Origin of the sequence: Cohnella hashimotonis (assembly GCF_030014955.1) — a bacterium.
GTDB classification, from domain to species: Bacteria; Bacillota; Bacilli; order Paenibacillales; family Paenibacillaceae; genus Cohnella; species Cohnella hashimotonis.
Map to the genome: position 1 here is coordinate 677,618 of NZ_JAGRPV010000001.1, position 22,062 is coordinate 699,679.

Annotated in this window: 18 protein-coding genes; 15 read left to right on the top strand and 3 right to left on the bottom strand. The window is 61.3% G+C overall.

From position 1 onward, the window contains the following. Positions 1–133 precede the first annotated feature (133 nt). The 11 genes from KB449_RS02765 (at position 134) to KB449_RS02815 (ending at position 13,706) form a co-directional block, all read left to right on the top strand. Positions 134–787, top strand: a complete 654-nt coding sequence (locus tag KB449_RS02765; protein WP_282906899.1) for a helix-turn-helix transcriptional regulator — start codon at positions 134–136, stop codon at positions 785–787. A 297-nt stretch (positions 788–1,084) separates the two neighbouring features. Further along, positions 1,085–2,140, top strand: a complete 1,056-nt coding sequence (locus tag KB449_RS02770) for a LacI family DNA-binding transcriptional regulator (RefSeq protein WP_282906900.1) — start codon at positions 1,085–1,087, stop codon at positions 2,138–2,140. Positions 2,141–2,200: 60 nt separating this feature from the next. Further along, positions 2,201–5,347, top strand: coding sequence for an alpha-mannosidase (locus KB449_RS02775; RefSeq protein ID WP_282906901.1), 3,147 nt, complete (start codon positions 2,201–2,203; stop codon positions 5,345–5,347). Positions 5,348–5,811: 464 nt separating this feature from the next. Beyond that, the gene (locus KB449_RS02780; RefSeq protein WP_282906902.1) at positions 5,812–7,461 is read left to right on the top strand and encodes an ABC transporter substrate-binding protein; all 1,650 of its coding nucleotides are present in this window, start codon (positions 5,812–5,814) and stop codon (positions 7,459–7,461) included. A gap of 84 nt (positions 7,462–7,545) precedes the next feature. Then, positions 7,546–8,496: an ABC transporter permease gene (locus KB449_RS02785; RefSeq protein WP_282906903.1), complete on the top strand. Its 951-nt coding sequence runs from the start codon at positions 7,546–7,548 to the stop codon at positions 8,494–8,496. Between the two features lie 4 nt (positions 8,497–8,500). Continuing rightward, positions 8,501–9,346 carry an ABC transporter permease gene (locus KB449_RS02790; RefSeq protein WP_282906904.1) on the top strand — a complete coding sequence of 282 codons (846 nt, stop codon included), beginning with the start codon at positions 8,501–8,503 and terminating at the stop codon, positions 9,344–9,346. A 120-nt stretch (positions 9,347–9,466) separates the two neighbouring features. Continuing rightward, entirely contained in the window at positions 9,467–10,579 is a 1,113-nt protein-coding gene (locus tag KB449_RS02795) for an ABC transporter ATP-binding protein (RefSeq protein WP_282906905.1), read from the top strand. Beyond that, the gene (locus tag KB449_RS02800) at positions 10,572–11,474 is read left to right on the top strand and encodes an ABC transporter ATP-binding protein (RefSeq protein ID WP_282906906.1); all 903 of its coding nucleotides are present in this window, start codon (positions 10,572–10,574) and stop codon (positions 11,472–11,474) included. The genes KB449_RS02795 and KB449_RS02800 overlap by 8 nt, the downstream gene beginning before the upstream one ends. 117 nt (positions 11,475–11,591) lie before the next feature. Further along, positions 11,592–12,050: a hypothetical protein gene (locus KB449_RS02805; RefSeq protein WP_282906907.1), complete on the top strand. Its 459-nt coding sequence runs from the start codon at positions 11,592–11,594 to the stop codon at positions 12,048–12,050. 130 nt (positions 12,051–12,180) lie between these two features. Beyond that, complete coding sequence (locus KB449_RS02810; protein ID WP_282906908.1) at positions 12,181–12,777, top strand: Uma2 family endonuclease; 597 nt, start codon at positions 12,181–12,183, stop codon at positions 12,775–12,777. A gap of 122 nt (positions 12,778–12,899) precedes the next feature. Next, a complete protein-coding gene (locus tag KB449_RS02815; protein WP_282912721.1) occupies positions 12,900–13,706 on the top strand; it encodes a polysaccharide deacetylase family protein in 807 nt (268 codons plus the stop codon). A gap of 89 nt (positions 13,707–13,795) precedes the next feature. On the opposite strand, the gene KB449_RS02820 is transcribed toward KB449_RS02815, so the two are convergent. After that, complete coding sequence (locus tag KB449_RS02820; protein WP_282906909.1) at positions 13,796–15,742, bottom strand: ABC transporter permease; 1,947 nt, start codon at positions 15,740–15,742, stop codon at positions 13,796–13,798. 34 nt (positions 15,743–15,776) lie between these two features. Beyond that, positions 15,777–16,544, bottom strand: a complete 768-nt coding sequence (locus KB449_RS02825) for an ABC transporter ATP-binding protein (protein WP_282906910.1) — start codon at positions 16,542–16,544, stop codon at positions 15,777–15,779. 200 nt (positions 16,545–16,744) lie between these two features. On the opposite strand from KB449_RS02825, the gene KB449_RS02830 reads away from it, so the two are divergent. The 3 genes from KB449_RS02830 (at position 16,745) to KB449_RS02840 (ending at position 19,727) form a co-directional block, all read left to right on the top strand. After that, positions 16,745–17,416 (top strand): response regulator transcription factor, encoded by a 672-nt coding sequence (locus KB449_RS02830; RefSeq protein WP_282912722.1) that lies wholly within the window; start codon positions 16,745–16,747, stop codon positions 17,414–17,416. Beyond that, a complete protein-coding gene (locus KB449_RS02835) occupies positions 17,413–18,432 on the top strand; it encodes a sensor histidine kinase (RefSeq protein ID WP_282906911.1) in 1,020 nt (339 codons plus the stop codon). The genes KB449_RS02830 and KB449_RS02835 overlap by 4 nt, the downstream gene beginning before the upstream one ends. Positions 18,433–18,518: 86 nt before the next feature. Beyond that, the gene (locus tag KB449_RS02840) at positions 18,519–19,727 is read left to right on the top strand and encodes a sn-glycerol-1-phosphate dehydrogenase (RefSeq protein WP_282906912.1); all 1,209 of its coding nucleotides are present in this window, start codon (positions 18,519–18,521) and stop codon (positions 19,725–19,727) included. Between the two features lie 154 nt (positions 19,728–19,881). Here KB449_RS02840 and KB449_RS02845 read toward each other — a convergent pair whose 3' ends face one another. Beyond that, positions 19,882–20,778, bottom strand: a complete 897-nt coding sequence (locus KB449_RS02845) for an AraC family transcriptional regulator (protein ID WP_282906913.1) — start codon at positions 20,776–20,778, stop codon at positions 19,882–19,884. Positions 20,779–20,964: 186 nt separating this feature from the next. Between KB449_RS02845 and KB449_RS02850 the strand changes: the two genes are divergently transcribed. Continuing rightward, positions 20,965–22,047, top strand: a complete 1,083-nt coding sequence (locus KB449_RS02850) for a glycoside hydrolase family 172 protein (RefSeq protein WP_282906914.1) — start codon at positions 20,965–20,967, stop codon at positions 22,045–22,047. Positions 22,048–22,062 lie beyond the last annotated feature (15 nt).

Here is a 22,062-nt window from a genome sequence, read left to right on the forward strand (position 1 = left end):
TATATTGAAGAGGGCAGGCAACCTGGCTGAAAAGAAGAGCCTTCGCGATCCGGCGCCGATGCGCGACAGGGGTGTGATCGGGACGCGGATCGGTTACAATGGGGGAAAAGAGTCGTCCAGCCTGGAGGTTGCCATGCTCGAACTATCAACGCGCCAGCTCGAGATCGTCGATCTGGTTCGCAAGCGCGCGCCGATCACCGGCGAGCAGATCGCGGAGGCGCTTGGCGTCACCCGTCCTTCCATACGGTCGGACCTCGGCTTGCTGGCGATGCTGGGCTACATCGACGCCAAGCCCAAGGTCGGCTACTTTCCGGCCGCGGCGTCCGGCGACGCGGGAGCAGCCGGGCAAAATGCCGTCCTGCAGATGCGCGTGAAGGAAGTGATGGGCGTACCCGTCGTCCTCCGCGAGACGGCGACCGTCGGCGATGCCGTCGTCTCGCTTTTCCTCGAAAACGTGGGCAGCCTGATCGTCGTGGACGCGGCGGGTTCGCTGAGCGGCATCGTATCCCGCAAGGACCTGCTGAAGGTTGCCGTCGGCAACTCGCATGCGGACGCCGTCATCCTGGGCATGGTGATGACCCGTTATCCCAACATCGTCACCGCAGCGCCGGAGGATACGATTCTCGACGCGATGCGCAAGATGATCCAGCACGAGGTGGACGGCCTTCCTGTCGTTCAAGCGCATCCGCACGGCGGGGCGCCGGCCGCGGAAGTCGTGGGCCGGATCACCAAGACGACCATCCTCAAGCTGATCTACGAGGCGGCGGTCTCCAGGGAGATTCCCTGAAGCAACGGCCGCTGCCGGGGCGGTCCATGCCGGAATGAATCGGCAAGAGCAAGAGGCGGTTTCGACGTCGCGAGCGCGGCGCGGACCGGCCTCTTTTTTTCGGCGTTATCAGCAATTTAGTTTGCAGCGGAATTTGTTGCAGAAACAGGCGGTCCTGATCGAAGGGGATATCGTTCAAACGTCGAAGACGATGCTTTTCGTAGACGATTACAGGGGCCGAAGCGAAGCGCCAGCTATTCTGAAATCGCGGATTGCGTGCGGTTATAATACGTGTTATATTCTCGGTGAGGTGCGACTATGACAGGCAAAAGCAAGACGCCGAATACCGGTAAGCGAACAACGAGTTTTGACGTGGCCAAAGCCGCGGGCGTGTCCCGAAGCCTTGTGTCCGCCGTCATCAACGGCACGCCGGGCATCGGCGTCGGTCCCGAGACAAGAGCGAAGGTGCTCAAGGCGATCAAGGATCTGAATTACCAGGTCGACGCGCAGGCGAGAGCGATGAAAACCGGGCTTAGCCGGTGCGTGGCCGCATTCGGCGACATGAAAAATCCGCTGTTCCTTCAGCTGCTCGAAGGCATGCAGAAGGCTTGCGCGGAACGCGGCTATCACGTGCTCATCAGCGGGCAGAGCGAGGACGACCAAGACCGGCTGGACATGCTCGATCTGTACCGCCAGCGCCGAATCGACGGCATCGTGACGCTCGACGATACGGATTACGAGAGCGCGGCGTGGATCGAGCGCGTCCGCGAGTCCGGGGTCCCGTACGTTTCCGTCGAGGGCTACGCGGGGACGGATGGCGTCGCTTCCGTGCTCGCGGACTATCGCGAGAGCATTCGCGAGGCGCTGGATTACATGGGCGGCACGGCGGCACGTTACCCTGTTTACCTCGAAGCCTACGAGGACCGGCCCGAGCGGAACTGGGCGGAACGCGACCGTAAGGCCGCATACGAATCCTGGTGCGGAGCGCGGGGCTGGACGCCCGTCGTTCATCGCTTTCACGTGGGCGACGAAGCGTGGCTCGGCCGGTATTTGGATGAGAGGGCTGCCGCCGAAAGGGGACTTCCTCCAATTTTGATTAATTGGTCGGTTGGCGCTGTCCCGCTATACAGAGCGGCTTGGAGGCGAGGCGTCCGCATCGGAGAAGAGCTCGTCCTCATGGCCGGAGACAACACGCGCAGGAGCAACGCGTACATGAGTCCATCCCTCGCTTCGGTGGAGATCCCTTATGCCAGCATGGGGGAAGAGGCGGTGCGCCTGCTGCTGGAGCCGTCGGAGGACGAGCGCGCTTCCAAGCGCTGGCTGCGGGCTTCAATTCGTCCGGGAGACAGCGTCCCACAGGGTTCAGGCGGTTAACCCCGCTTTTTTTCGTAGGATGATAACACGTGTCATAACCATTGGAGGAGGACTTCATTAATGTTTTGGATCGTGGAGAAGCTTCAGAAAAGAATCGAGGAATTGGCCTCGTACCGTTATCGTCATGCGCTGGCACTCGAAGAATGGGAGATGCGGGAGGACGAGGCGGGCGCCAATGGCGTGCACCGTCCGCCTGAGATGACGGGCGAGCTTCGGATGCGCAAGGGAGATCGCTGGGTGGGATACGACCGTTATGTCTGGCTGCGGCGTACGGTACGCGTACCTGAGGAATGGAAGGATAGCGAAGTCGTCGGTGTGTTCGACTTCGGCCTGACCGGGCCTGGCAACAACTCGGCGTTCGAGTCGTTGCTGTATTTGAACGGCCGTCCTTTTCAAGGCGTCGACACCAACCATCAGGAGGTCTTTCTTCCGGCGGAGCTCGCCGGCAGCGAGATCGAGCTCGTCTTCCGTCTGTGGTCGGGACTCGAAGGCGGCGGAGGGCCTCGCGATCAGGAGCATCAGTTCAAGCGCGCCGAGCTTGCCGTGCTGGACGCGGCCGCCGACGATCTGTACTTCACCGGGCGCGCGGCGCTTGAGACGGGCAAGATACTCGAAGAATCGAACCCGTCCAAGCATGACCTGCTGACCGCCGCGGACAGGGCCTTTAAGCTAGTCGACTGGTCGCGGCCGGGCTCGGAAGCGTTTTACGCCTCGGTGGGTCTGGCGGCGGATGCGCTTCGCACGGCCGTGTCCGAGCTCGAGAAAAGCCACCCGGTTACCGTACGCGCCATCGGGCACACCCATATCGACGTCGCCTGGCTTTGGCAGCTCAAGCATACGCGCGAGAAGTCGGCGCGTTCCTTTTCCACCGTGCTGAGGCTGATGGAGAAATATCCGGAGTACGTCTTCCTCCAGACGCAGCCCCAGCTGTATGCTTATCTGAAAAAGGACTATCCCGAGATCTACGAGCAAATTCGCGAGCGGGTCAAGGAAGGGCGCTGGGAGGCCGGCGGCGCCATGTGGCTCGAGGCGGACTGTAACCTGACGAGCGGCGAGTCGCTCGTGCGGCAGATTTTGCACGGCACGCGGTTTTTCCGCGACGAGTTCGGCGTCGAGTGCGACTATCTGTGGCTGCCCGACGTGTTCGGCTACAGCTGGGCGCTGCCTCAGATTTTACGCAAATCCGGCATCAAGACGTTTATGACGACCAAGATCAGCTGGAGCCAGTACAACCGGATGCCGCACGACACGTTCAAATGGCGGGGCATCGACGGTTCGGAAATATTGACGCACTTTATCACGACGCCGGAAGTCGCGGAAGCGAACGTCTGGTGGTATACCTACAACGGCCTGATCGAACCATTTTCCGTCAAGGGGATCTGGGACACGTACCGCGACAAGGATATAAACCGCGAGCTGCTGCTGTCGTACGGCTACGGGGACGGGGGCGGGGGCGTAAACCGGCATATGCTGGAAATGCGGCGGCGGCTAGACGAGATGCCCGGCTTGCCCAAGATCGTGCCCGGGCGTGCGGGAGACTTTTTCGACAAGCTTCACGAGACGGTGGACAGCACGGACCGGTATGTCCATACGTGGGACGGGGAGCTGTATCTGGAGTACCACCGCGGGACGTATACGAGTCAAGCCTACAATAAGAGAATGAACCGTAAGCTGGAACTGATGTACCGCGAAGCGGAATGGCTGCATTCATTAAGCGCGGCTGCGGGCGGCGATTGGGCGGCTTATCCGAAGGAGGACCTGCACGAGGGCTGGACGACGATCTTGCGCAACCAGTTCCACGATATCATCCCGGGCTCGTCCATCGGCGCGGTCTATGAAGATGCGAGGGCGGAGTATGCCGAAGCGGAGCGCTTGGGCAGGAAGGCGATCGAGGCTGCGACGGAGCGGTTGGCCGGGCAGTCGGACAGCGCTGTCGTCAGCGTGTATAATAGCGCCGCGTTCGATCGGACCGAGCTGATCGAGATTCCCGCGCAGACAGGCGCCGGCTCGAAGGGAGCCTGGCTGAACGAGGCCGGCTGGCCGCTTCGGTCGGAATACACCGGCAGCCAGTGGCTCGTGCTGGCGGAAAACGTGCCGGCGACGGGCGCGGCGACGCTGCGCTTCGATCCTTCCGCGGAGGGGCTTGCTGCGGTCAAGGCGTTCGAATGGGCGGAGGCGGACAGCGTACTTCGGACGCCTTATTATGAGCTGGCATTCGACGAGGCCGGCCGGCTGATCCGCCTGTACGACCGCGGTTTGTCGCGCGAGGTGCTGCCCCGTGGAGCGCGGGCCAACGAGCTGCAGGTATTCGAGGACAAGCCGAAAATGTTCGAAGCGTGGGACATCGACGTGTTCTATCAGGAAAAGCAGCGCGAACTGACGGATCTGCGCAAGCTCGAGCTCGTCGAATGCGGCGCGCTGCGCGCGGTTTTGCGATTGGAGTGGGCGTACGGGGCATCCGTCATCGAGCAGCGCCTTATCGTCTATGCGCACGATCGGCGGATCGACTTCGTCACGCGCGCGGACTGGCGGGAGCGCCAGCAGCTGCTCAAGGTCGCGTTCCCCGTAGAGATTCGCGCCACGGAGGCGACCTACGACATCCAATTCGGCAACGTGAAGCGACCGACGCATTGGAACACGAGCTGGGACCACGCCCGGTTCGAGACCGTCGGCCATCAGTGGGTCGACCTGTCCGAGCGCGGCTACGGCGTCAGCCTGCTGAACGATTGCAAGTACGGCCATGACATTAAAGACAACGTCATCCGCCTGTCGCTCATCAAATCCGCGATCGATCCCGATCCGAATGCCGACCAGGGAGAGCATCTGTTCACGTATTCGCTTTATCCGCACGCGGGGGATTGGGCTGCCGGCGGAACGGCGACGGCGGCCTGGGCGCTCAACAATCCGCTGCTGACGGTTCCGGGCGCGAGCGCGTTCGCGGGCAAGTCGTTGCTGCGCGCGGAAGGAGAGCATATCGCCTTCGACGCGATCAAAAAAGCAGAGGACGAGGACGCGCTGATCGTCCGTCTGCACGAATATGCGGGTGGGCGTGGCGTCGCGACGCTAACGCCGGGCTGCGAGATCGCCTCCTGGCAGGAGTGCGACCTGCTGGAGCGTCCGATCGGCGAGCTTCACGCCGGCGACGAGCCGCTGCAGTTCGCGCTGGCGCCATATGAGATCAAGACGTTTTTGATTCGGCTGCGGTAAAGTGCTTCGCGGTCGATAGGATCTATCGATCGATTCGGTCACGGATCCGCCTGCGAGGAGAGGCAATGGGCCTGGAGCGTTCGGGTTGATCGCAAGTCCTGCAACAGGAGAGGCGATGGGCCTGGAGCGCCCGAACCCGAATCTACAACCTTTCGTCGCGCAGGCGGGAGCTAACGATATCGACCGCAAAGACAGCGCTTCGGGGCGATCGTGCCTTCGAAGCGCTTTTTTGGCGTCTAACCATTGGCTTGTACATAATTCCAAGGCTGTAGTGGCATACCATATTTCGCAAGCCCGATTTGTCGGTATGTCGATTAACGGATATAATAGGATGGCTGCCGACGAATTAGGCTAATATTCGACAATATTTTCATTGAGAACCCCCTTGCAAATCCAAGTAACCCGATGTACTATTGATTAACTGTTACAAAAACAGATACAGAGATACAGTGGAGGGTGAAACTATGCTTAACCGCAATAAAAAACGCTTTACCGGCATCGTCGTCCTTGCGCTGCTCACCATGCTCGCAAGCGCGTGCTCCGGCAACAACAACGCGAACAACGCTTCTCCTAGCGCCTCGGGCACTGCGTCCGCCAGCGCCTCGGCATCCGGCTCGCAGCCGGCGGCGAGCGGCGAAGCCAATGACGGCGGCAGCCTGATCGTCGCAGTCGCATCCGACCCGGTCGTGCTGAACCCGAACTACGCGGGCGACCGCGTCAGCCTGACGATCGACCAAGCGCTCTACGCGCCGCTGTTTCAAGTGAACAACGGCAAGAAGACGTTCTACCTGGCAGACAGCCTCGATCTGTCCGAGGACAAGCTTACTTATACGCTGAAGCTGAAGAGCGGCCTCACTTGGCATGACGGCCAGCCGCTGACGGCGGACGACGTCGTGTTCACGATCGACAAGATCCTCGACGAGTCCCAGAACAGCTTCCTGCGCGGCAACTTCATCATCGGCGGGAAGCCGGTCCAGGCGGTGAAGGTCGACGACACGACGGTACAGCTCAAGCTGCCGCAAGTCGCGCCGGGCTTCGAAGCGACGCTCGTACAGGTGTCCCCGATTCCGAAGCACATCTTCGAGAACGAAGCCAACATCGAGAAGAGCGAAAAGAACAAACAACCCGTCGGTTCCGGCGCGTTTAAGTTCAAAGAGTACAAGACCGGAGAATACTTGACGCTCGAGCGCTTCGACGGCTACTTCGGCGGCAAGCCGCACCTTGATTCGATCACATACCGCATCGCGAAGGATACGAACGCCGCGAACCTCGCGCTTCAAAACGGCGAGCTTAACGTCAAGTACCTCGATCCGCAGGACGTCTCCACGATCGAAGCGACGGGCAACTTCGACATTCAAGCTTACAGCGAAGGCCGCCTGGCTTACATGATGTTCAACCACAACAGCGCGACGGGCGCCCTGAAGAAAAAGGAAGTCCGCGAAGCGATCGGTTATGCGCTGAACCGCGAAGAGCTGATCCAGGTCGCTTACGCTTCCGCCGATTACGCCGATCCGGCTCATTCGTTCCTGACGCCGGACGTGCTGTACCAGACGAACGACGTACCGACTTACGACAACGACGTCGCCAAGGCAAAGGAACTGCTGAAGACGGCCGGCGTGAGCAACCTGAAGCTGCGCTTCATCGTGACAAGCGGCAACAAGGTGCAGGAAGCGATCTCCCTGTACGTGCAGCAGAAGCTGAAGGACGTCGGCATCACCGTCGAGCTGAGCAGCATGGACGCCTCGGCGTTCGTCGCGAAGTTCACCGATCCGAAGGCTACGGACTTCGACCTGGTCGTCTCCGGCTACATCATGGGCTTCGATCCCGATGCGTACAGCATGCTGTTTACGTCCGAGGGTTCGTCCAACTACTCGCACTACAGCAATCCCGAGGTCGACGAACTGTTCAAGCAAGGCGCCGGCGAAGGCGATGCCGCCAAGCGCGAGGAGATCTACAAGAAAGCCCAGACGATCGTCGCGGAAGACGCGGCCATCTATCCGATCGCTTATACCAAGACGATCGTCGCCATCGACAAGCGTTACGGCGGTCTCGACCAAGCCGTGCTGAAGCCGGTTGTCATTTTCGAAGATCCGTCCAAGCTTTACCTCAAATAAGCGCTGTTGAATACCGGGCGTTCAAGAAAATAAGCTGGTTCGCCAGCTTATTTTTTTGTACGTCCATCCCGGGGAGCGTACCGAATGAGACAACTCTTAATTAGAAGGCTCTTGCAGACGATACCGCTGCTGATATTCGTCTCGATCGTCTGCTTCGCGATGATCAAGCTGGCGCCGGGCGATCCGGTGCTGTCGTTCGTCACGCCGAACATGCATGCCGAGGACATCGAGCGCATCCGACACAATCTCGGCTTGGACAAGCCGGCCTATATCCAGTACTTTTTGTGGATCAAGGAAGCGGTGACCGGCAATCTCGGCTACTCGCTCGTCAACCACCAGCCGGTCATGGATCAGATCCTGGACCGCTTGCCCGCCACGGCCGGGCTGATGGGCGCCGCGCTGGCGCTCGCCGTGCTGCTGGCGATCCCGCTCGGTCTGCTGGCCGGCGCGAATCGTGGCCGCTGGATCGACAAGCTCGTCAACCTGGTCGCCTACGTCGGAATCTCGGTTCCGCTGTTTTGGCTCGCCATTTTGCTGATTTATTACTTCTCCATCCATCTGCACTGGCTGCCGAGCATGGGTATGCGCACGATCGGCGTCAACACCGCCGCCGACGTGCTGAAGCACGGCATCATGCCCTGCGTCGTGCTGGCATTCAGCTTCCTGGCGGTCTACGTCCGGTACATCCGTTCCAGCACGATCGGACAGCTGCGCGAGGATTACGTGCAGATTCAATACGCGTACGGCTCGACCAAGCGCATCGTGCTGCTGCGCCACGTGTTGAAGCACGTGCTGCTGCCGATCATCACGCTGCTCGGCATGTCGATGGGCGAGCTGGTCGCGGGCGCCATCGTGACGGAAACGGTGTTCTCCTGGCCGGGCATCGGATCTCTCGGCATGACGGCGGTTCGGGGGATGGATTATCCCGTCATCATGGGCATTACGCTGTTCTCCTCCATCATGCTCATCCTGGGCAATCTGGCCGCGGATCTGCTGTACGGCGTAGCGGACCCGAGAATCAATTCGAAGAGGTGAACACATGAACCGGAGCAAATGGCGAAGCGTCGCGGAGGAGCTGCGGTCGAGCGCGTTCGGCATCGCAGGCATCGTTATTCTGATCTTATTCACGGTCGCGGCCGCGCTGGCCTTCCTGTCCCCGCACGATCCCAACGCGCTGAATGCCCTCGAGCGCCTGAAGCCTCCGAGCGGCGCGCATTGGTTCGGAACGGACGACTACGGGCGCGACTACTTTACGAGGGCGCTGTACGGGGGCCGCGTCTCGCTGACGGTCGGCTTCTCGTCAATGATCCTCGCGACGGGGATCGGCGTGGTCGTGGGCGTCGTGAGCGGCTACTTCGGCGGATGGATCGACAACCTGCTCATGCGGCTGGTCGAAGTCATCATGTCGATTCCGTCCTTTCTTATCCTGCTGCTGCTGAGCGTATTCCTGAAGCCCAGCGTCGGCAATCTGATCATCATCATCTCGCTCCTCATGTGGATGAACATCTCGCGGATCGTCCGGGCGGAGACGATGTCGCTCAAGGAGCGGGAGTACGTGCTGTATGCGCGTGCGTCGGGTCAAGGCACGTTCGGCATCGTCCGGAGACACATCCTGCCCAATCTGATGCCGGTCGTCATCGTCGGGGCGACGAACAACATCGCCTCCGCGATCATGATGGAGTCGTCGCTCAGCTTTCTCGGCTTCGGCGTCCAGGCGCCGAACGCGACATGGGGCAGCATGCTGAACAACGCCCAGGGCCTGATCGCGCAGGCGCCTTATCTGGCGTTGTTTCCGGGCTTGTTCATCCTCCTCACGGTGCTCAGCTTTAACGTGCTGGGAGACATTCTGCGCGTCGGCTTCGAGCCGAAGCTGGTGAAGCGGTAAAAGACTCAGATTCGCGCCGCTCAGCGGAAGCTGTGTCCGCTCGATACGGCAGCTGAGGTTCGATGCAGCGAAGAAGAGGGAAGGCAAGGCATCATCCAATGTTAAAGGAGGGAACGGGGCATGACGGAACGGCTGCTAGAAATGGAGGATCTCCGCGTGTCGTTCTACTCCCGGAGCGGGGAGAACCAGGCAGTGCGGGGCGTGAGCCTTCACGTCGACGCCGGCGAGACGGTCGGGATCGTCGGCGAGTCCGGCAGCGGCAAAAGCGTGACGGCGAAGGCGGCGCTCGGCCTGATCGGTCCGCCGGGCCGCGTGATCGGCGGCGACATCCGCTACCGCGGCGAGAGTCTGCTGGGCTGGTCGGACAGCCGCTGGCGCAAGCTTCGGGGCAATCGGATCGCGATGGTGTTCCAGGATCCGATGACGGCGCTCAATCCGGTGAAAAAGATCGGCGCGCAGATGGTCGAAGTCATCCGCAGGCATCGCGGACTCGGCAAAGAAGCTGCGAGACTGGAGGCGGCAGCCAAGCTGCGCGAGGTCGGCATCAGCGAGCCGGAGCGCCGGCTGGAGCAATATCCGCACGAGTTCAGCGGCGGCATGCGGCAGCGGGTCATGATCGCGATGGCGCTCTCGTGCGAGCCGGAGCTGCTGCTCGCCGACGAGCCGACGACGGCGCTCGACGTGACGATCCAGGCGCAAATCCTCGATCTGTTGAAGGATATCAAGGCGAAGTCGAACATGGGCATCGTGCTGATCACGCACGACCTCGGCGTCGTCGCCCAAGTGTGCACGCGGGTCGTCGTCATGTACGGCGGCATGGTCATGGAGGAAGGGACCGTGGAGGACATCTTCTACCGTCCGGGCCATCCGTACACGCAAGGGCTGCTGAAGTCGGTGCCCAAGCGCGGCGGCGGTACGCGCGAGCGGCTCGTGCCGATCGAAGGCACGCCGCCGGATTTGCTGGATCCGCCGCCTGGCTGTCCGTTCATCGAGCGCTGTCCGCACGCCTTCGCGAAGTGCGTGGAGCGGCCGCCGCTGTTCGAGCTGGGCGACGGACACCGGGCGTTGTGTTGGCTGCACGACGCGGAGCATGCCGCGGCGGGCGGCGATTCAAGCGGGAACAAGCCGAATGCGGGTGCGTCTGCAAGCAATGACAGTGCCGACGGCGCCCGCGGGGACGGTCTTGCGGAGAGCGGCGTCGGCGAGCACGCAGGGAGGGATTCGGATGGATAATACGGCCAAGACGCTGGTAGACGTCCGGGGTCTCAAAAAGCATTTTGCCAAAGAAAAGGATGTCTGGGGCAGAACGACGCAGGTGCTGAAGGCGGTCGACGGCGTGAGCTTCGGCATTCGCAAAGGCGAGACGTTCGGCCTCGTGGGCGAGTCGGGCAGCGGCAAGTCGACGGTCGGGCGCTGTTTGCTGCGGCTGTACGACTATACCGAAGGCGAAGTTTTGTACGACGGACAACCGCTGTCCGGACTGGACGACAAAGCGCTGAGGCCTTTTCGGCGGCGAATCCAAAGCATTTTCCAGGATCCGTACTCGTCGCTGAATCCCGGAATGAGCGTGCTCGAGCTGATCGGCGAGCCGATGGACATTCACGGCGTGCATGCCGGCGGCGCCAGCAAGGAAGCGGTCGCGGACCTGCTCGTCAAGGTGGGGCTTAAGCCGGAGCATCTAACCCGTTATCCGCACGAGTTCAGCGGCGGGCAGCGGCAGCGGCTGTCGATCGCAAGAGCGCTCTCGGTTCGGCCCGAGTTCGTCGTCTGCGACGAGCCGATCTCGGCGCTTGACGTGTCTGTGCAGGCGCAGGTCGTGAACATGCTCGAGGACCTGCAAGCCGAGTTCGGTCTGACGTATCTGTTCATCGCGCACGACCTGTCGATGGTCCGCCACATCTCCGACCGGATCGGCGTCATGTACGGCGGACGTCTCGTCGAAGTGGCGGACAGCGACGAGCTGTACGACAATCCGCTGCACCCTTACACGCAGGCGCTGCTGTCGGCGATCCCGGTGCCGGACCCGGGGGCCGCGGCCAAGCGGATCGCCTGGGACCGCACAGCGTGGACCGGCGAGGGAGCGCCGCTTCGCGAGGTAGGGCCGGGGCATTTCGCCGCAATTCCGTGAATCGCGGGGACGCCGGGCGCAGGCAGGCAACGGCCGCCGGCGCAAGCGAGGAAAGCGCGGCTGCAGCCCAAGATAAGCAAAGAATGCGAATCGTTATGTTAAAAGGAGCGGGTGAGCATGAGCACAACAAGTCAAGCGAAGCTGTCCCAGTGGGACGCTCTGTTGGTGGAGTCGCTGAAGTCGCGGGGATGGTCGAACGAGGAATTAATCGCGCGAGTCCGCTCCGGCGAGCTGCCGGTCGACGAGAGTCCGTTTCAGTTTAAATACGAGGCGCTCTCGGCGTTTGCTGCGGAAGAGCCCGAGACGTTCGAAGCGGCTGTTACGCACGGATACCAGATCAAGTACAACACGGTGCGGGGCATTCATAGCTGGATTCGCGTCGCGCTCGGCCTGCAGCCGGAGCTTCTGCTCGAAGCGGGGGCGGAGGCGGTCCGTGCCACGTTGAAGCCGAACGAGAAGGAGCGCCTGGCCTCCGTACTGTCTTTTGGCTGGCAGGTTCGCGAGGAAGAGGAGAAGTCGGCGGAGGCTTCCGGCGAAGGCCGCAGCGTCTACCTGATCGAACCGATTCAGAGATAATAACATTGACAGATTATCCAGCCCTGTCCATAATGGAGACAAGAATGAACGCGGGGAAGCGCCCCGTCAGAGCCGAACACGTCATGTGTCGCTTTGACGGGGCTTTTTTGCTAAAGGGAGGACGTTTGCCATGGATAAAAAAAAGGAATGGGAAGCCGCAATCCGAGAAAAGCGCGTGACGTACGATATTTACGCGGAGCTGCCGGAGGACGGACAGCGTTACGAGGTGCTGGACGGAGCGCTCGAACTGATGTCGGGTCCTTCGCTCGTGCATCAGATGCTGGGCGGCACATTGCATCTCATCGCGCAGAGTTGCAGTTCGGAGTATTTTATTCTGCTTGCGCCGCTAGATGTCATTTTAAGCCCTAGGAACGTCACGCAGCCGGACGTCATTTTCATTCATCGGGGCCGTACGGACATCATGACGATGCGCGGCATCGAAGGCGCGCCTGATCTCGTCGTGGAGGTGCTGTCGCCAGGTTCCAGACATAGGGACAAGGTGCGTAAGCTGGACATCTACGGGAAGCACGGTGTGCAGGAGTACTGGATTCTCGATCCGGTGGCCCGAACGCTGGAGCGTTATGAGCAGGAGGGCAGCCGTCTCACGCTGACCGAGCTGTTCGAGGGAGAGGATCGCGTCATTTCGGACAAGCTGCCGTGCATCTCGTTCGCCTTGAGCGAATTGTTCGCGGAGGAGCAGATCGGACGTTTGCTCGCGGGCGGCTGAAGCCGAGCGACACGCGTTTCTGGCCGGCATGGTCAGCTGAACAAGACGTTTGACATGCTCATTCATGCGCTTATATATTAAGGCGGTAAAGGAATAAAGCCGGCCAACGGCTCAGAGGAGAGATCGAGCGCGTGAGCATTCAATTCAAGTATTTTCCGGGAGGACGTAGCAAGGCGGTTACATTCAGCTTCGACGACGGCAGGACGCAGGACCGCAGGCTGGTCGATACGATGAACCGCTATGGCCTCAAGGGGACGTTTCACCTTAACTCAGGCAAGCTGGGCCAGAAAGAATACATCGATGCCGGCGAACTCTCCGGGTTGTACGCGGGGCACGAGGTGTCGGCGCATACGATCAGCCATCCGTTCCTGGACTTGTTCCCGACCGATGCGCTGGCCGGGGAAATCTGGGCGGACCGCCAGGCGCTCGAGCGCTTGACGGGGTACCCCGTTCGCGGCATGAGCTATCCGTTCGGCACGTACGACGACCGGGTCGTCGCGACGCTGCCCGCGTTCGGCATCGAATACGCCCGCACGACCAAGAGTCACGGCGGCTTCGAGCTGCCCGCGGATTTTCTGCGCTGGCATCCGACCTGTCACCACAAGCAGATGGTCGAACGTACGGAGGAGTTCCTGAGTCACCGCGACCGATTCGGCAGAATGACGCTGCTCTACATATGGGGTCACAGCTATGAGTTCGATTCGGACGACAACTGGCATCTCGTCGATGCCGTCGGCGAGCTGCTCGCCGGCGCGGATGACGTGTGGAAGGCGACGAACGCCGAGATCGTCGCCTACAAGCAGGCGCTCGACCGCTTGCGTTTTTCCGCGGATTGCACGATCGTGCACAATCCGTCCGCGCTCGAGGTATGGATCGCAGCCGACGGAGAGGCCGTCCCGGTCGGTCCGGGCGAGCTGAAGCGTTTGTAGGCGCAGTCACCCTGGTTTCTGCGCCCCGCGCGTATCCGCGGCAAAAAGCAGAGACCGCGAGGTCCCTGCTTTGCACCGGCAATCGCTCGTCACGCCGGATTCAGAATCCGGTCGTTCGAGTAGACGCATACCGCATAATAGACGAAGTACACGACGATGTACGCGCCCATCGACAGCAGGATCGGGATCGTGAAGTTCATGCCCACGAGTCCGGCAGTGAATACCTTCATGATCACATAGCCATGAGCGGTGCCAACCGCGAGCGGCAGGACGAAGACGAACAGCGTCTGCCAGGCGATCGTCCGCCGCAGCTCCCGGCGGCTGACGCCGAGCTTGCGCAGCACCGCGTACCGCCCTATGTCCGCGTGCGCTTCCGTCATTTGCTTGAAGTAGATCATGCTGCCCGTAGCCGCGAGGAAGACGAGCCCGAGGAAGCCGACGATGAATAGAAACAGCCCCGACTCTTCCTGCGTACGTTTGTATTCCTCGTAGAACGTGCTCAGGCGCGCCTCGTCGCGGCCGGCAGCCATCGCGCTTAGCCGGTCGGCGGTCGCGCCCGCCTTCTCTTGGCCTTCGACGCTATAGACCTCGAATACCGTAGGTGCTGCCGCCTTCGCGAGCTCGGCCCACGTCCCGTCGTCGACGACCACGAACAAGTCCGGGAACCGCCAGCTCAGCACGCGGCCTTCCAGCAAATCGACGAACGGCAGCGTCTGCTTTTCGTCTCCAATGCGAAGCTCGAGCGACTGGCCCTCATACTCCGCATACGTCTGATCGTCCAGCATCGGCCGGATCGCCGCCGCTTCCCCCGAGGCCAGACGGACCGTCTCATGCCGTCCGAGCGCTTCGGATGCCTCGTTATAGGCGCTGGCGGACAATACCGATACTGTCTTGCCCGGCTCTGCGTACGAATAGTAGTGAATCGGGATGTCGCGCAGGTTGGTCAAGTCCGCGTCCAATTCAACGACGGGAATCGATAGATGCGCGGCGACCGGGTGGTCCTTGTCCGCGTCGATGACGTTCCGAACGGCATCGTCGAACGCGGGACCGGCGGACGCATGCTCGTAGCTGAACGGACGGCTCTCGGCGGTGCTGCGCTCCGCGAAGTAGTATTGGATGTATACGATGCTGAAAATGCCGAGGGTGATGCCGCTCAGCAGCGCGATCATCGAAAAGGTGCGGACATGGCCGCGCACGCGGAACAGCAGCTGGGATACCCCGATCATGGCGGTGCCCCGGTAATAGCGGGCTTTGTTCCTGCGGCAGGCGGCGAGCAGCGCCGGCACGGCCGCGCGGAACAGCAGCCAGGTGCCGAGCAGGATGCAGACCAGGGCGATGCCCATATTCAGTGCGAACTGCTCCGTGGTATGTATCTCCTGAAGCGCCGCGATGTAGCCCGCCGCGATCAGCAGCGCGGCAGCGAGCGCAGCCACGACCGAGACGCGCGGCGCGGACTCTCCCTTTTTGTCCGCCCTGAACAGCTCGATCAGCGAGAACTTGTAGATGAGCCGATAGCTGTAGAGCGAGGTCGCCAGGACGATAAGCGCGAACACGGCGATCGTGTTCGCCGCCGCTTCGAGCGAGAGTCCGAAGCCGACGGACGTCGTCGCGTCCGTGCCAAGCAGCCGGACCAGAATCATGCCGAACAGCTTGGACAGCAGCGTGCCGAGGCCGATGCCAGCGGCCAACACGACGGCGCCCAGGATCAGATTTTCGTAGAGCAGCATTTGTCCGATCGTTTTGCGCCGAACGCCGAGCAGCGCGTACAGCCCGATTTCCTTTTTGCGGTTGCGCGTGAAGAAGGCGTTGGAGTAGCCGATGAATACGGCTGCGAACAAGGCCAGCACGACCGACGAGCCCATGAATACCGTGCGGAGGTTTTGCGAGGAAGCCATCCCGGCCTCGATGTCTTTGCTGTACTGAAGGCTGACGAACGTATAATAAATGACGACGCTGACCAGCATCGAGACAAAATAAATTGCGTAGTTCCGGGCGTTGCCTCTCATGTTTTTCTTGGCCAATTCCCATGGCGTCATGGCGAGCCTCTCCTTTCCGCGACCGGGCGGCGAATCATCCGACGACCGGCGCGCCGCTGCCGAGGACCGACAGCACGTCCATGATTTTTTTAAAAAATAGCGGCCGCGCCGTCTCGCCTCTGCCGACCTCGGTGAAGACACTGCCGTCCTTGATGAACAGCACGCGGGAGCAATAGCTGGCGGCGAACGGATCGTGCGTGACCATGAGGATGGTCGCGCGCTCGCGCATGTTCAGCTCCTGCAGGCACTCTAGCAGGTCCGTGGCGGACTTCGAATCGAGCGCGCCGGTAGGTTCGTCGGCCAGCACGAGGCTTGGCTTCGCCACGATCGCGCGGGAGGCGGCCGTGCGCTGCTTTTGCCCGCCGGAGATCTGGTACGGGTACTTGTCGAGAATGTCCCGGATGCCGAAGCGCTCGGCGATCTCAAGCGCGCGGCGCTCGAGCTCCCCGAGGTCGGCGCGCGCCAGCGCCAGCGGCAGGACGATGTTCTCCCGGACCGTCAACGTATCGAGCAAATTGAAGTCCTGGAAAATGAATCCGAGCCGGTCCCTGCGGAATGCCGACATGCGGGCCTCGTCCATATTCAGAATGCTGACGCCGTCGACCTCGATCTCGCCCGAGGTCGGTCTATCAATCGTCGACAGCAGGTTCAGCAGGGTCGACTTGCCCGAGCCGGACGGCCCCATGATGCCGACGAACTCGCCTTCCGCGACGGTCAGGTCGATATGCTGCAGCGCAGTGAACAGATTGCCTCTAGCGCCGTAAGTCTTTTGCACGTTTCTCGCTTCCACGATCGGTTTCATCTACTATTCCTCCATCCCGGCCTTCAAGCGTATCCGGCCTGCGATACTTATTGTACAGGATCCCTTATACGTTCAACCGAACAGCCGGGGCGCCCAACCTAACAAAATTGTCACATAGGGCGTGTTGCGCGGGGCCGGCGGGGATGGTATGAATGACTCATGCGAAAAGGCGAGCGGCCTGAGGAGGCATGGGTATGAGCATGAAAATCATGATCGTCGAGGACGATACCACGATCCGGGAGCTGATCGCGGAAGCGCTCGGCAAGTGGGGCTTCGAGACCTGTCTCGCGGAAGACTTCGGCCAGGTGCTGGCGGCATTCGTCCGGGAGTCGCCGCATCTGGTGCTGATGGACATCAACTTGCCCTCGTTCGACGGCTTCTACTGGTGCGGCCGAATCCGGGAGATATCGAAGGTGCCCATCCTTTTTCTCTCTTCTAGGGACACGCCGATGGACATGGTCATGTCCATGAACATGGGCGGAGACGACTTCGTGCAGAAGCCGTTTCATATGGACGTGCTCGTGGCGAAGATCCAGGCCCTGCTGAGGCGGACGTATACCTATCTCGATGCGCCCGCCAGCGTCATCGAGCATGACGGCGTCATGCTCGACCTCAAGGACGGGACGGTCGTGCGGGGCGACAGCCGGGCGGAGCTGACCAAGACCGAATTCGCGATCCTGAGCCTCCTCATGCGGAACAAGGGCGCTATCGTCAGCCGCACGAAGATCATGCGCGCGCTCTGGGAAGACGAGAGCTTCGTGGACGAGAACACGCTGACCGTCAACATCGGACGGCTGCGGCGGAAGCTGGCGGAGCTCGGCCGGGAGGATTTCATCGCGACGCGCAAAGGACAGGGGTACATCGTGCCATGACATTCGCCGATTATGCCAGAGACAAAGCGCCGTTTTTTGCGTTCGCGGCAGGCCTGACGGCATTCGTCGCCTTGATGATGTCGGTCAGCAGCGTCGATTCGGGCACCATTCTGTATACGGTTTCCGCCTGCGTCGTATTTACGATCGTATATGCGTGCGCGGGTTATATGTACCGGAGAGGGTTCTACCGGGAGATTGAGCTGAGTATGGACGCCAGGGACGTCAAGGTCGACCATCTGCCGAAGCCGCAGACGCGGGGGCAAGCCCGGCTGCTGGCCTTCGTCCGGCGTCGCCAGGACGAGCACGAGGAACGGCTGAGCAGTCTGCGGGCCGAGATTCGCGAGCATCAGGACTTCGTCATGTCCTGGATTCACGAGGTGAAGCTGCCGATCGCAGCCGTGCGGCTGCTCCTTGAGCGGGAAGAGGCGCTGTCCGAGCCGCTCGCGGACAAGCTGGAGGACGAGGTCGCCAAGATCGACAGCTACGTAGAGCAGGCGTTGTATTTTTCGCGCATCGATTCCTTTTCCAGAGACTACTTCATCGCCGAGCTGCCGCTGCAGACGGTCGTCAAGGCGAGCGTGCGCAAATACGCCAAGCTGTTCATCAACAAACGGATCGCCTTCGAGATTCAGGAGGGGGAGCTCCGCGCGCACAGCGACGGCAAGTGGCTTGCCTTTATCGTCGAGCAGATCATGGCGAACGCGCTGAAGTATACGCCGGAGCAGGGCCGGATCGCGGCGGGCTGGGAGGAGGACGCGGCGGAGAAGCGGCTGTGGATCGAAGATAACGGGATCGGGATTCCACCGGAAGAGCTGGGCCGCGTCTTCGACAAAGGCTTCACGGGGACGAACGGCCGAAGTCACGCCAAGTCCACGGGGCTTGGCCTCTACCTGGCGCGGCAGATGGCGCTCAAGCTCGGGCATCGGCTTTCCGTCCGTTCCGAGCCGGGCGCGGGCACGCGGCTTACGATTCATTTTCCGAAATTCAGATCGTACATGGATGTAGGTCGCCACTGAGACAAACTTGCCCTTGCGCAAGGACGCGAATAGGCGTTTACTAGGTGGAGGAAGTGCGAGGCATCTAGAGGAGGAGGATCGGCACCGTGAACCAACATACTGATATCGTCGCATTCGTCCGGCAGGGGGCGGAGGCGAGAGGCATTCGACTGTCCGAAGTCGCGTTTCCGGACGAGATCGTCCTGGCGCCGGGCGCGGCCGCGCGACTGCCGGTTTACCTGAAGGGAAAGGGCCATCGTCGCGTGCTGCTGGTCGGCGATCCGATCACGATGGCTGCGGCGAAAGGAGACGGGCTGGCCGAGGCGCTCCGCGGGCTGGGGATCGTCGCCGAGACGACGCTCGTGAAGCCGAACGCTGCGGGCGACGTCGTGGCGGACGAGGCATCGGTCGTGCAAACGCTGCTGGATATCCAAAAGCACGGAGCGGACGTCGCCGTAGCGATCGGCGCGGGCACGCTGCACGATATCGTACGGTACGCGGCATTTTCGGCGGGACTGCCCTTCGTCTCTGTGCCAACGGCGCCGTCCGTCGACGGCTTCACCTCGAAGGGTGCGCCGCTCCTCATTCGTGGCGACAAGATCACCGTGGCGGCGATCGGGCCGTCGGCGATCTTTGCCGATACGGACGTTTTGTCGCGGGCGCCTGCCTTGATGGTAGCGGCCGGGTTTGGAGACATGCTCGGCAAATACACGTCCCTGTTCGACTGGAAGGTCGGGCATGCAATCGGCGAAGAGGACTATGATTCGTATGTCGCAGCGCTCACGGCCGGCGCGCTCGCGGAATGCGTCGCGAACGTCGAAGCAATCGGCGAGCGGACGCCGGAGGGGATCGAGACGCTGATGCGCGCACTAATCGTGTCGGGCCTCGCGATGCTGATCTTCGGTCAGTCCCATTCCGCATCCGGCGCCGAGCACCATTTATCGCATTATTGGGAAATGGAGCTGCTGCGGACGGGGCGGCGGCAAGTGCTCCACGGAGCGAAGGTGGGAGCGGCATGCGCCGTCATTGCCGAGCATTACCGTCATTGGCTGGGCCTGGCCGCAGCGGATGACGCCTTTGAGGCTGCTGCTGCGCTAAACGCTCGGCTGGGCGACCGGCTGCCTGAGATTGCCGCTTGGCTCGGCGAGATCCCGACCGCATCGCGGATTCGCGAGCTGCTGCAGATCGCCGGCGGACCCGACTTGCCGGAGGCGCTCGGCATCGGTGCCGAGCTTGTCGCCCGTTCGCTTCGCGAAGCCGATGAGATCCGCCCGGGACGCAAGACGCTGCTGCGTTTCATCAACGGCAGATCATAAAAAGGCTCGTTCCAACGTCGCATACAGGCGTAGGAGCGGCCTTTTTTTCATGGATTGGCCTTCAATGCCCCGCGAACCGGCCGCCGCGCCGCGAGTAACGCTCACCGACGCAACTTTGCCCGCAAACCCGCTGCCGCTCTGCCCTCCAGTCTCCTCACTCCCCGAGGTATGTACGAACGTATTGCCGAGGCGATACCCCTTCCGCCTGCTTAAACGCTTTGCTGAACGCATACACGCTCCCGTACCCGACCTCCTCCGCGATCGAGGTCAGCGAACGCCGCCCGTAGATCATGAAGCCCTTCGCCTTCTCGATCCGCTGCCGGATCTGGTATTGCTGCGGCGACAACCCGAACTTTTCCTTAAACAACCGCGAGAAGTGGAACACGCTCAGGCAGGCCAGCTTGGACAGCTCCTCCAGACTGACCGTCCGGTTGTAATGCTCAATAATAAAGCTGACGGCTTGCTCCAGCGTTTTCTCGTGCAAGCTTAAGTGCGCCTTGTGCTGCGCTTCCAGCCCGGTCAGCAAGAGGTGAAGTACATGCAGAACGAGCGATTTTTGCAAGATGATAAACGCTTCGTCTCTCCGGTCTGAGGCGTGGATCAGCCTCATCAGCAGCCGAAGGATCTCTCCATGACCGCCGATGCGGATGATATCGGGCATGCCAAGTACGCTTCCCAGGTGATCGGGTCGGACGAGCCGAAGTTCGGCCTCTGAGCATTCCGCGCGCGTCTTGAAGTTGACGGGGACATCCGCGAACGATGCATCGTCCATGACGTCGAAGTGGATATGCGGCATCCAGCATTCGCCCGAAGAGCCGACAAATTCGTGCTCGACGCCAGGCTTCAGCAGCAGAATGTCGCCGGGGATGAGCGTGTGCATCCGATCCTCGATTCGCAGCCGCAGCTCGCCTTTTTCTAAATAGAGCAATTCGTAGTCGAAAATCATGCGCGGCTTGAGCTTCATGCCGACGGCGCGATGGTTCCAGGCACGGCGAACGTTGGGAGACATCTGTCTCAGCAGCTCGCGCACGGTGTCGGGTGAAGCAGTCATGATTTTTCCTCCTCGATTAAAAAGCAAGATCGGTTAAATAATCACAATCCGCAATAAGGAACATTTCCCGATGGTTTGCTAAAATCATTGCTGCAAGCGCATTCACATTTAGCAATCTTTATTATAATCCCGCACGTCGATCCAGGCTACGGCTTGCGCGTGTCGATTGAGAAGGAGCTGGCTGAATTGAGCGGATTTAACGGACTGAACCTGGGGTTGGGCAATCTGGCGAGGCTGTCGGACGCAAAGACGAGATCGATCAGCGCCGAGAACTTTACGGGCGGCAAAGGACAGGGGGCCATGGCGGCGGAAGGGACGGGCGCTAATTGCGCGCGCGAGCTCGGCGTCGGCTGGAAGGTGTCGCCTTCCGTAGAAATCGAGCCGAATGAGACCTTCGTCATGGGCGAGATCGAAGGGCCCGGGGCTATCCAGCATATTTGGATGACAAACGCGCCGCACCAGTGGCGCAACATGATTTTGCGCTTCTATTGGGACGGCGAGGCGTCGCCTTCGGTCGAGGTGCCGATGTGCGACTTTTTCTGCAATGGCTGGCAGGAGCGCGCGGACGTCAATTCGCTGCCGATCGCCGTCAATCCGGCGGGCGGCTTCAACAGCTACTGGCAGATGCCTTTTCGCCGATCCGCACGCATCACGATGGAGAACCGCAATCCGGAAAAGGCCGTGCTCTACTACCAAATCGACTATACGCTAACCGAGGTGCCGGAGGACGCGGCATACTTCCATGCGCAATGGCGGCGCAGCAGCCCGGTCGCATACCAGGACGTGCACACAATCCTGGACGGAGTCCGCGGTAAAGGCCACTACGTCGGCGTCTACTTGGCGTGGCAGGTGAACAACACGGGCTGGTGGGGCGAAGGCGAGATCAAGTTCTATATGGATGGGGACAAGGAGCACCCGACGATCTGCGGCACGGGGACCGAGGATTACTTCGGCGGCGCCTGGAATTGGGAGCAGCCGCAGGGGACATATCGGACGTATTCGACCGCGTACATGGGCATGCACCAGGTCATCAAGCCTGACGGATTGTACCGCAGCCAGCAGCGCTTCGGCATGTACAGGTGGCATGTGATGGATCCGATCCGCTTCGACAGCGACTTGCGGGTGACGATCCAGGACCTGGGCTGGCGCTCGGGCGGCCGGTATTTGCCGCAGCAGAGCGATATCGCGTCGACAGCGTTCTGGTACCAGTCCGAACCGCACGCGCCGCACCCGACGCTGCCGGACAACGATGCGCGGGAGGTCATCTAGCGGAATGCAGGAAGC

What these genes read in the sequence shown, in the direction of transcription:
- KB449_RS02790 (WP_282906904.1), top strand. Translation starts at nt 8,501, where the DNA reads ATGAACCGGAGCAAATGGCGAAGCGTCGCGGAGGAGCTGCGGTCGAGC.
- KB449_RS02770 (WP_282906900.1), top strand. Translation starts at nt 1,085, where the DNA reads ATGACAGGCAAAAGCAAGACGCCGAATACCGGTAAGCGAACAACGAGT.
- KB449_RS02835 (WP_282906911.1), top strand. Translation starts at nt 17,413, where the DNA reads ATGACATTCGCCGATTATGCCAGAGACAAAGCGCCGTTTTTTGCGTTC.
- KB449_RS02825 (WP_282906910.1), bottom strand. Translation starts at nt 16,544, where the DNA reads ATGAAACCGATCGTGGAAGCGAGAAACGTGCAAAAGACTTACGGCGCT.
- KB449_RS02830 (WP_282912722.1), top strand. Translation starts at nt 16,745, where the DNA reads ATGAAAATCATGATCGTCGAGGACGATACCACGATCCGGGAGCTGATC.
- KB449_RS02795 (WP_282906905.1), top strand. Translation starts at nt 9,467, where the DNA reads ATGACGGAACGGCTGCTAGAAATGGAGGATCTCCGCGTGTCGTTCTAC.
- KB449_RS02820 (WP_282906909.1), bottom strand. Translation starts at nt 15,742, where the DNA reads ATGACGCCATGGGAATTGGCCAAGAAAAACATGAGAGGCAACGCCCGG.
- KB449_RS02785 (WP_282906903.1), top strand. Translation starts at nt 7,546, where the DNA reads ATGAGACAACTCTTAATTAGAAGGCTCTTGCAGACGATACCGCTGCTG.
- KB449_RS02805 (WP_282906907.1), top strand. Translation starts at nt 11,592, where the DNA reads ATGAGCACAACAAGTCAAGCGAAGCTGTCCCAGTGGGACGCTCTGTTG.
- KB449_RS02780 (WP_282906902.1), top strand. Translation starts at nt 5,812, where the DNA reads ATGCTTAACCGCAATAAAAAACGCTTTACCGGCATCGTCGTCCTTGCG.
- KB449_RS02810 (WP_282906908.1), top strand. Translation starts at nt 12,181, where the DNA reads ATGGATAAAAAAAAGGAATGGGAAGCCGCAATCCGAGAAAAGCGCGTG.
- KB449_RS02775 (WP_282906901.1), top strand. Translation starts at nt 2,201, where the DNA reads ATGTTTTGGATCGTGGAGAAGCTTCAGAAAAGAATCGAGGAATTGGCC.
- KB449_RS02845 (WP_282906913.1), bottom strand. Translation starts at nt 20,778, where the DNA reads ATGACTGCTTCACCCGACACCGTGCGCGAGCTGCTGAGACAGATGTCT.
- KB449_RS02765 (WP_282906899.1), top strand. Translation starts at nt 134, where the DNA reads ATGCTCGAACTATCAACGCGCCAGCTCGAGATCGTCGATCTGGTTCGC.
- KB449_RS02800 (WP_282906906.1), top strand. Translation starts at nt 10,572, where the DNA reads ATGGATAATACGGCCAAGACGCTGGTAGACGTCCGGGGTCTCAAAAAG.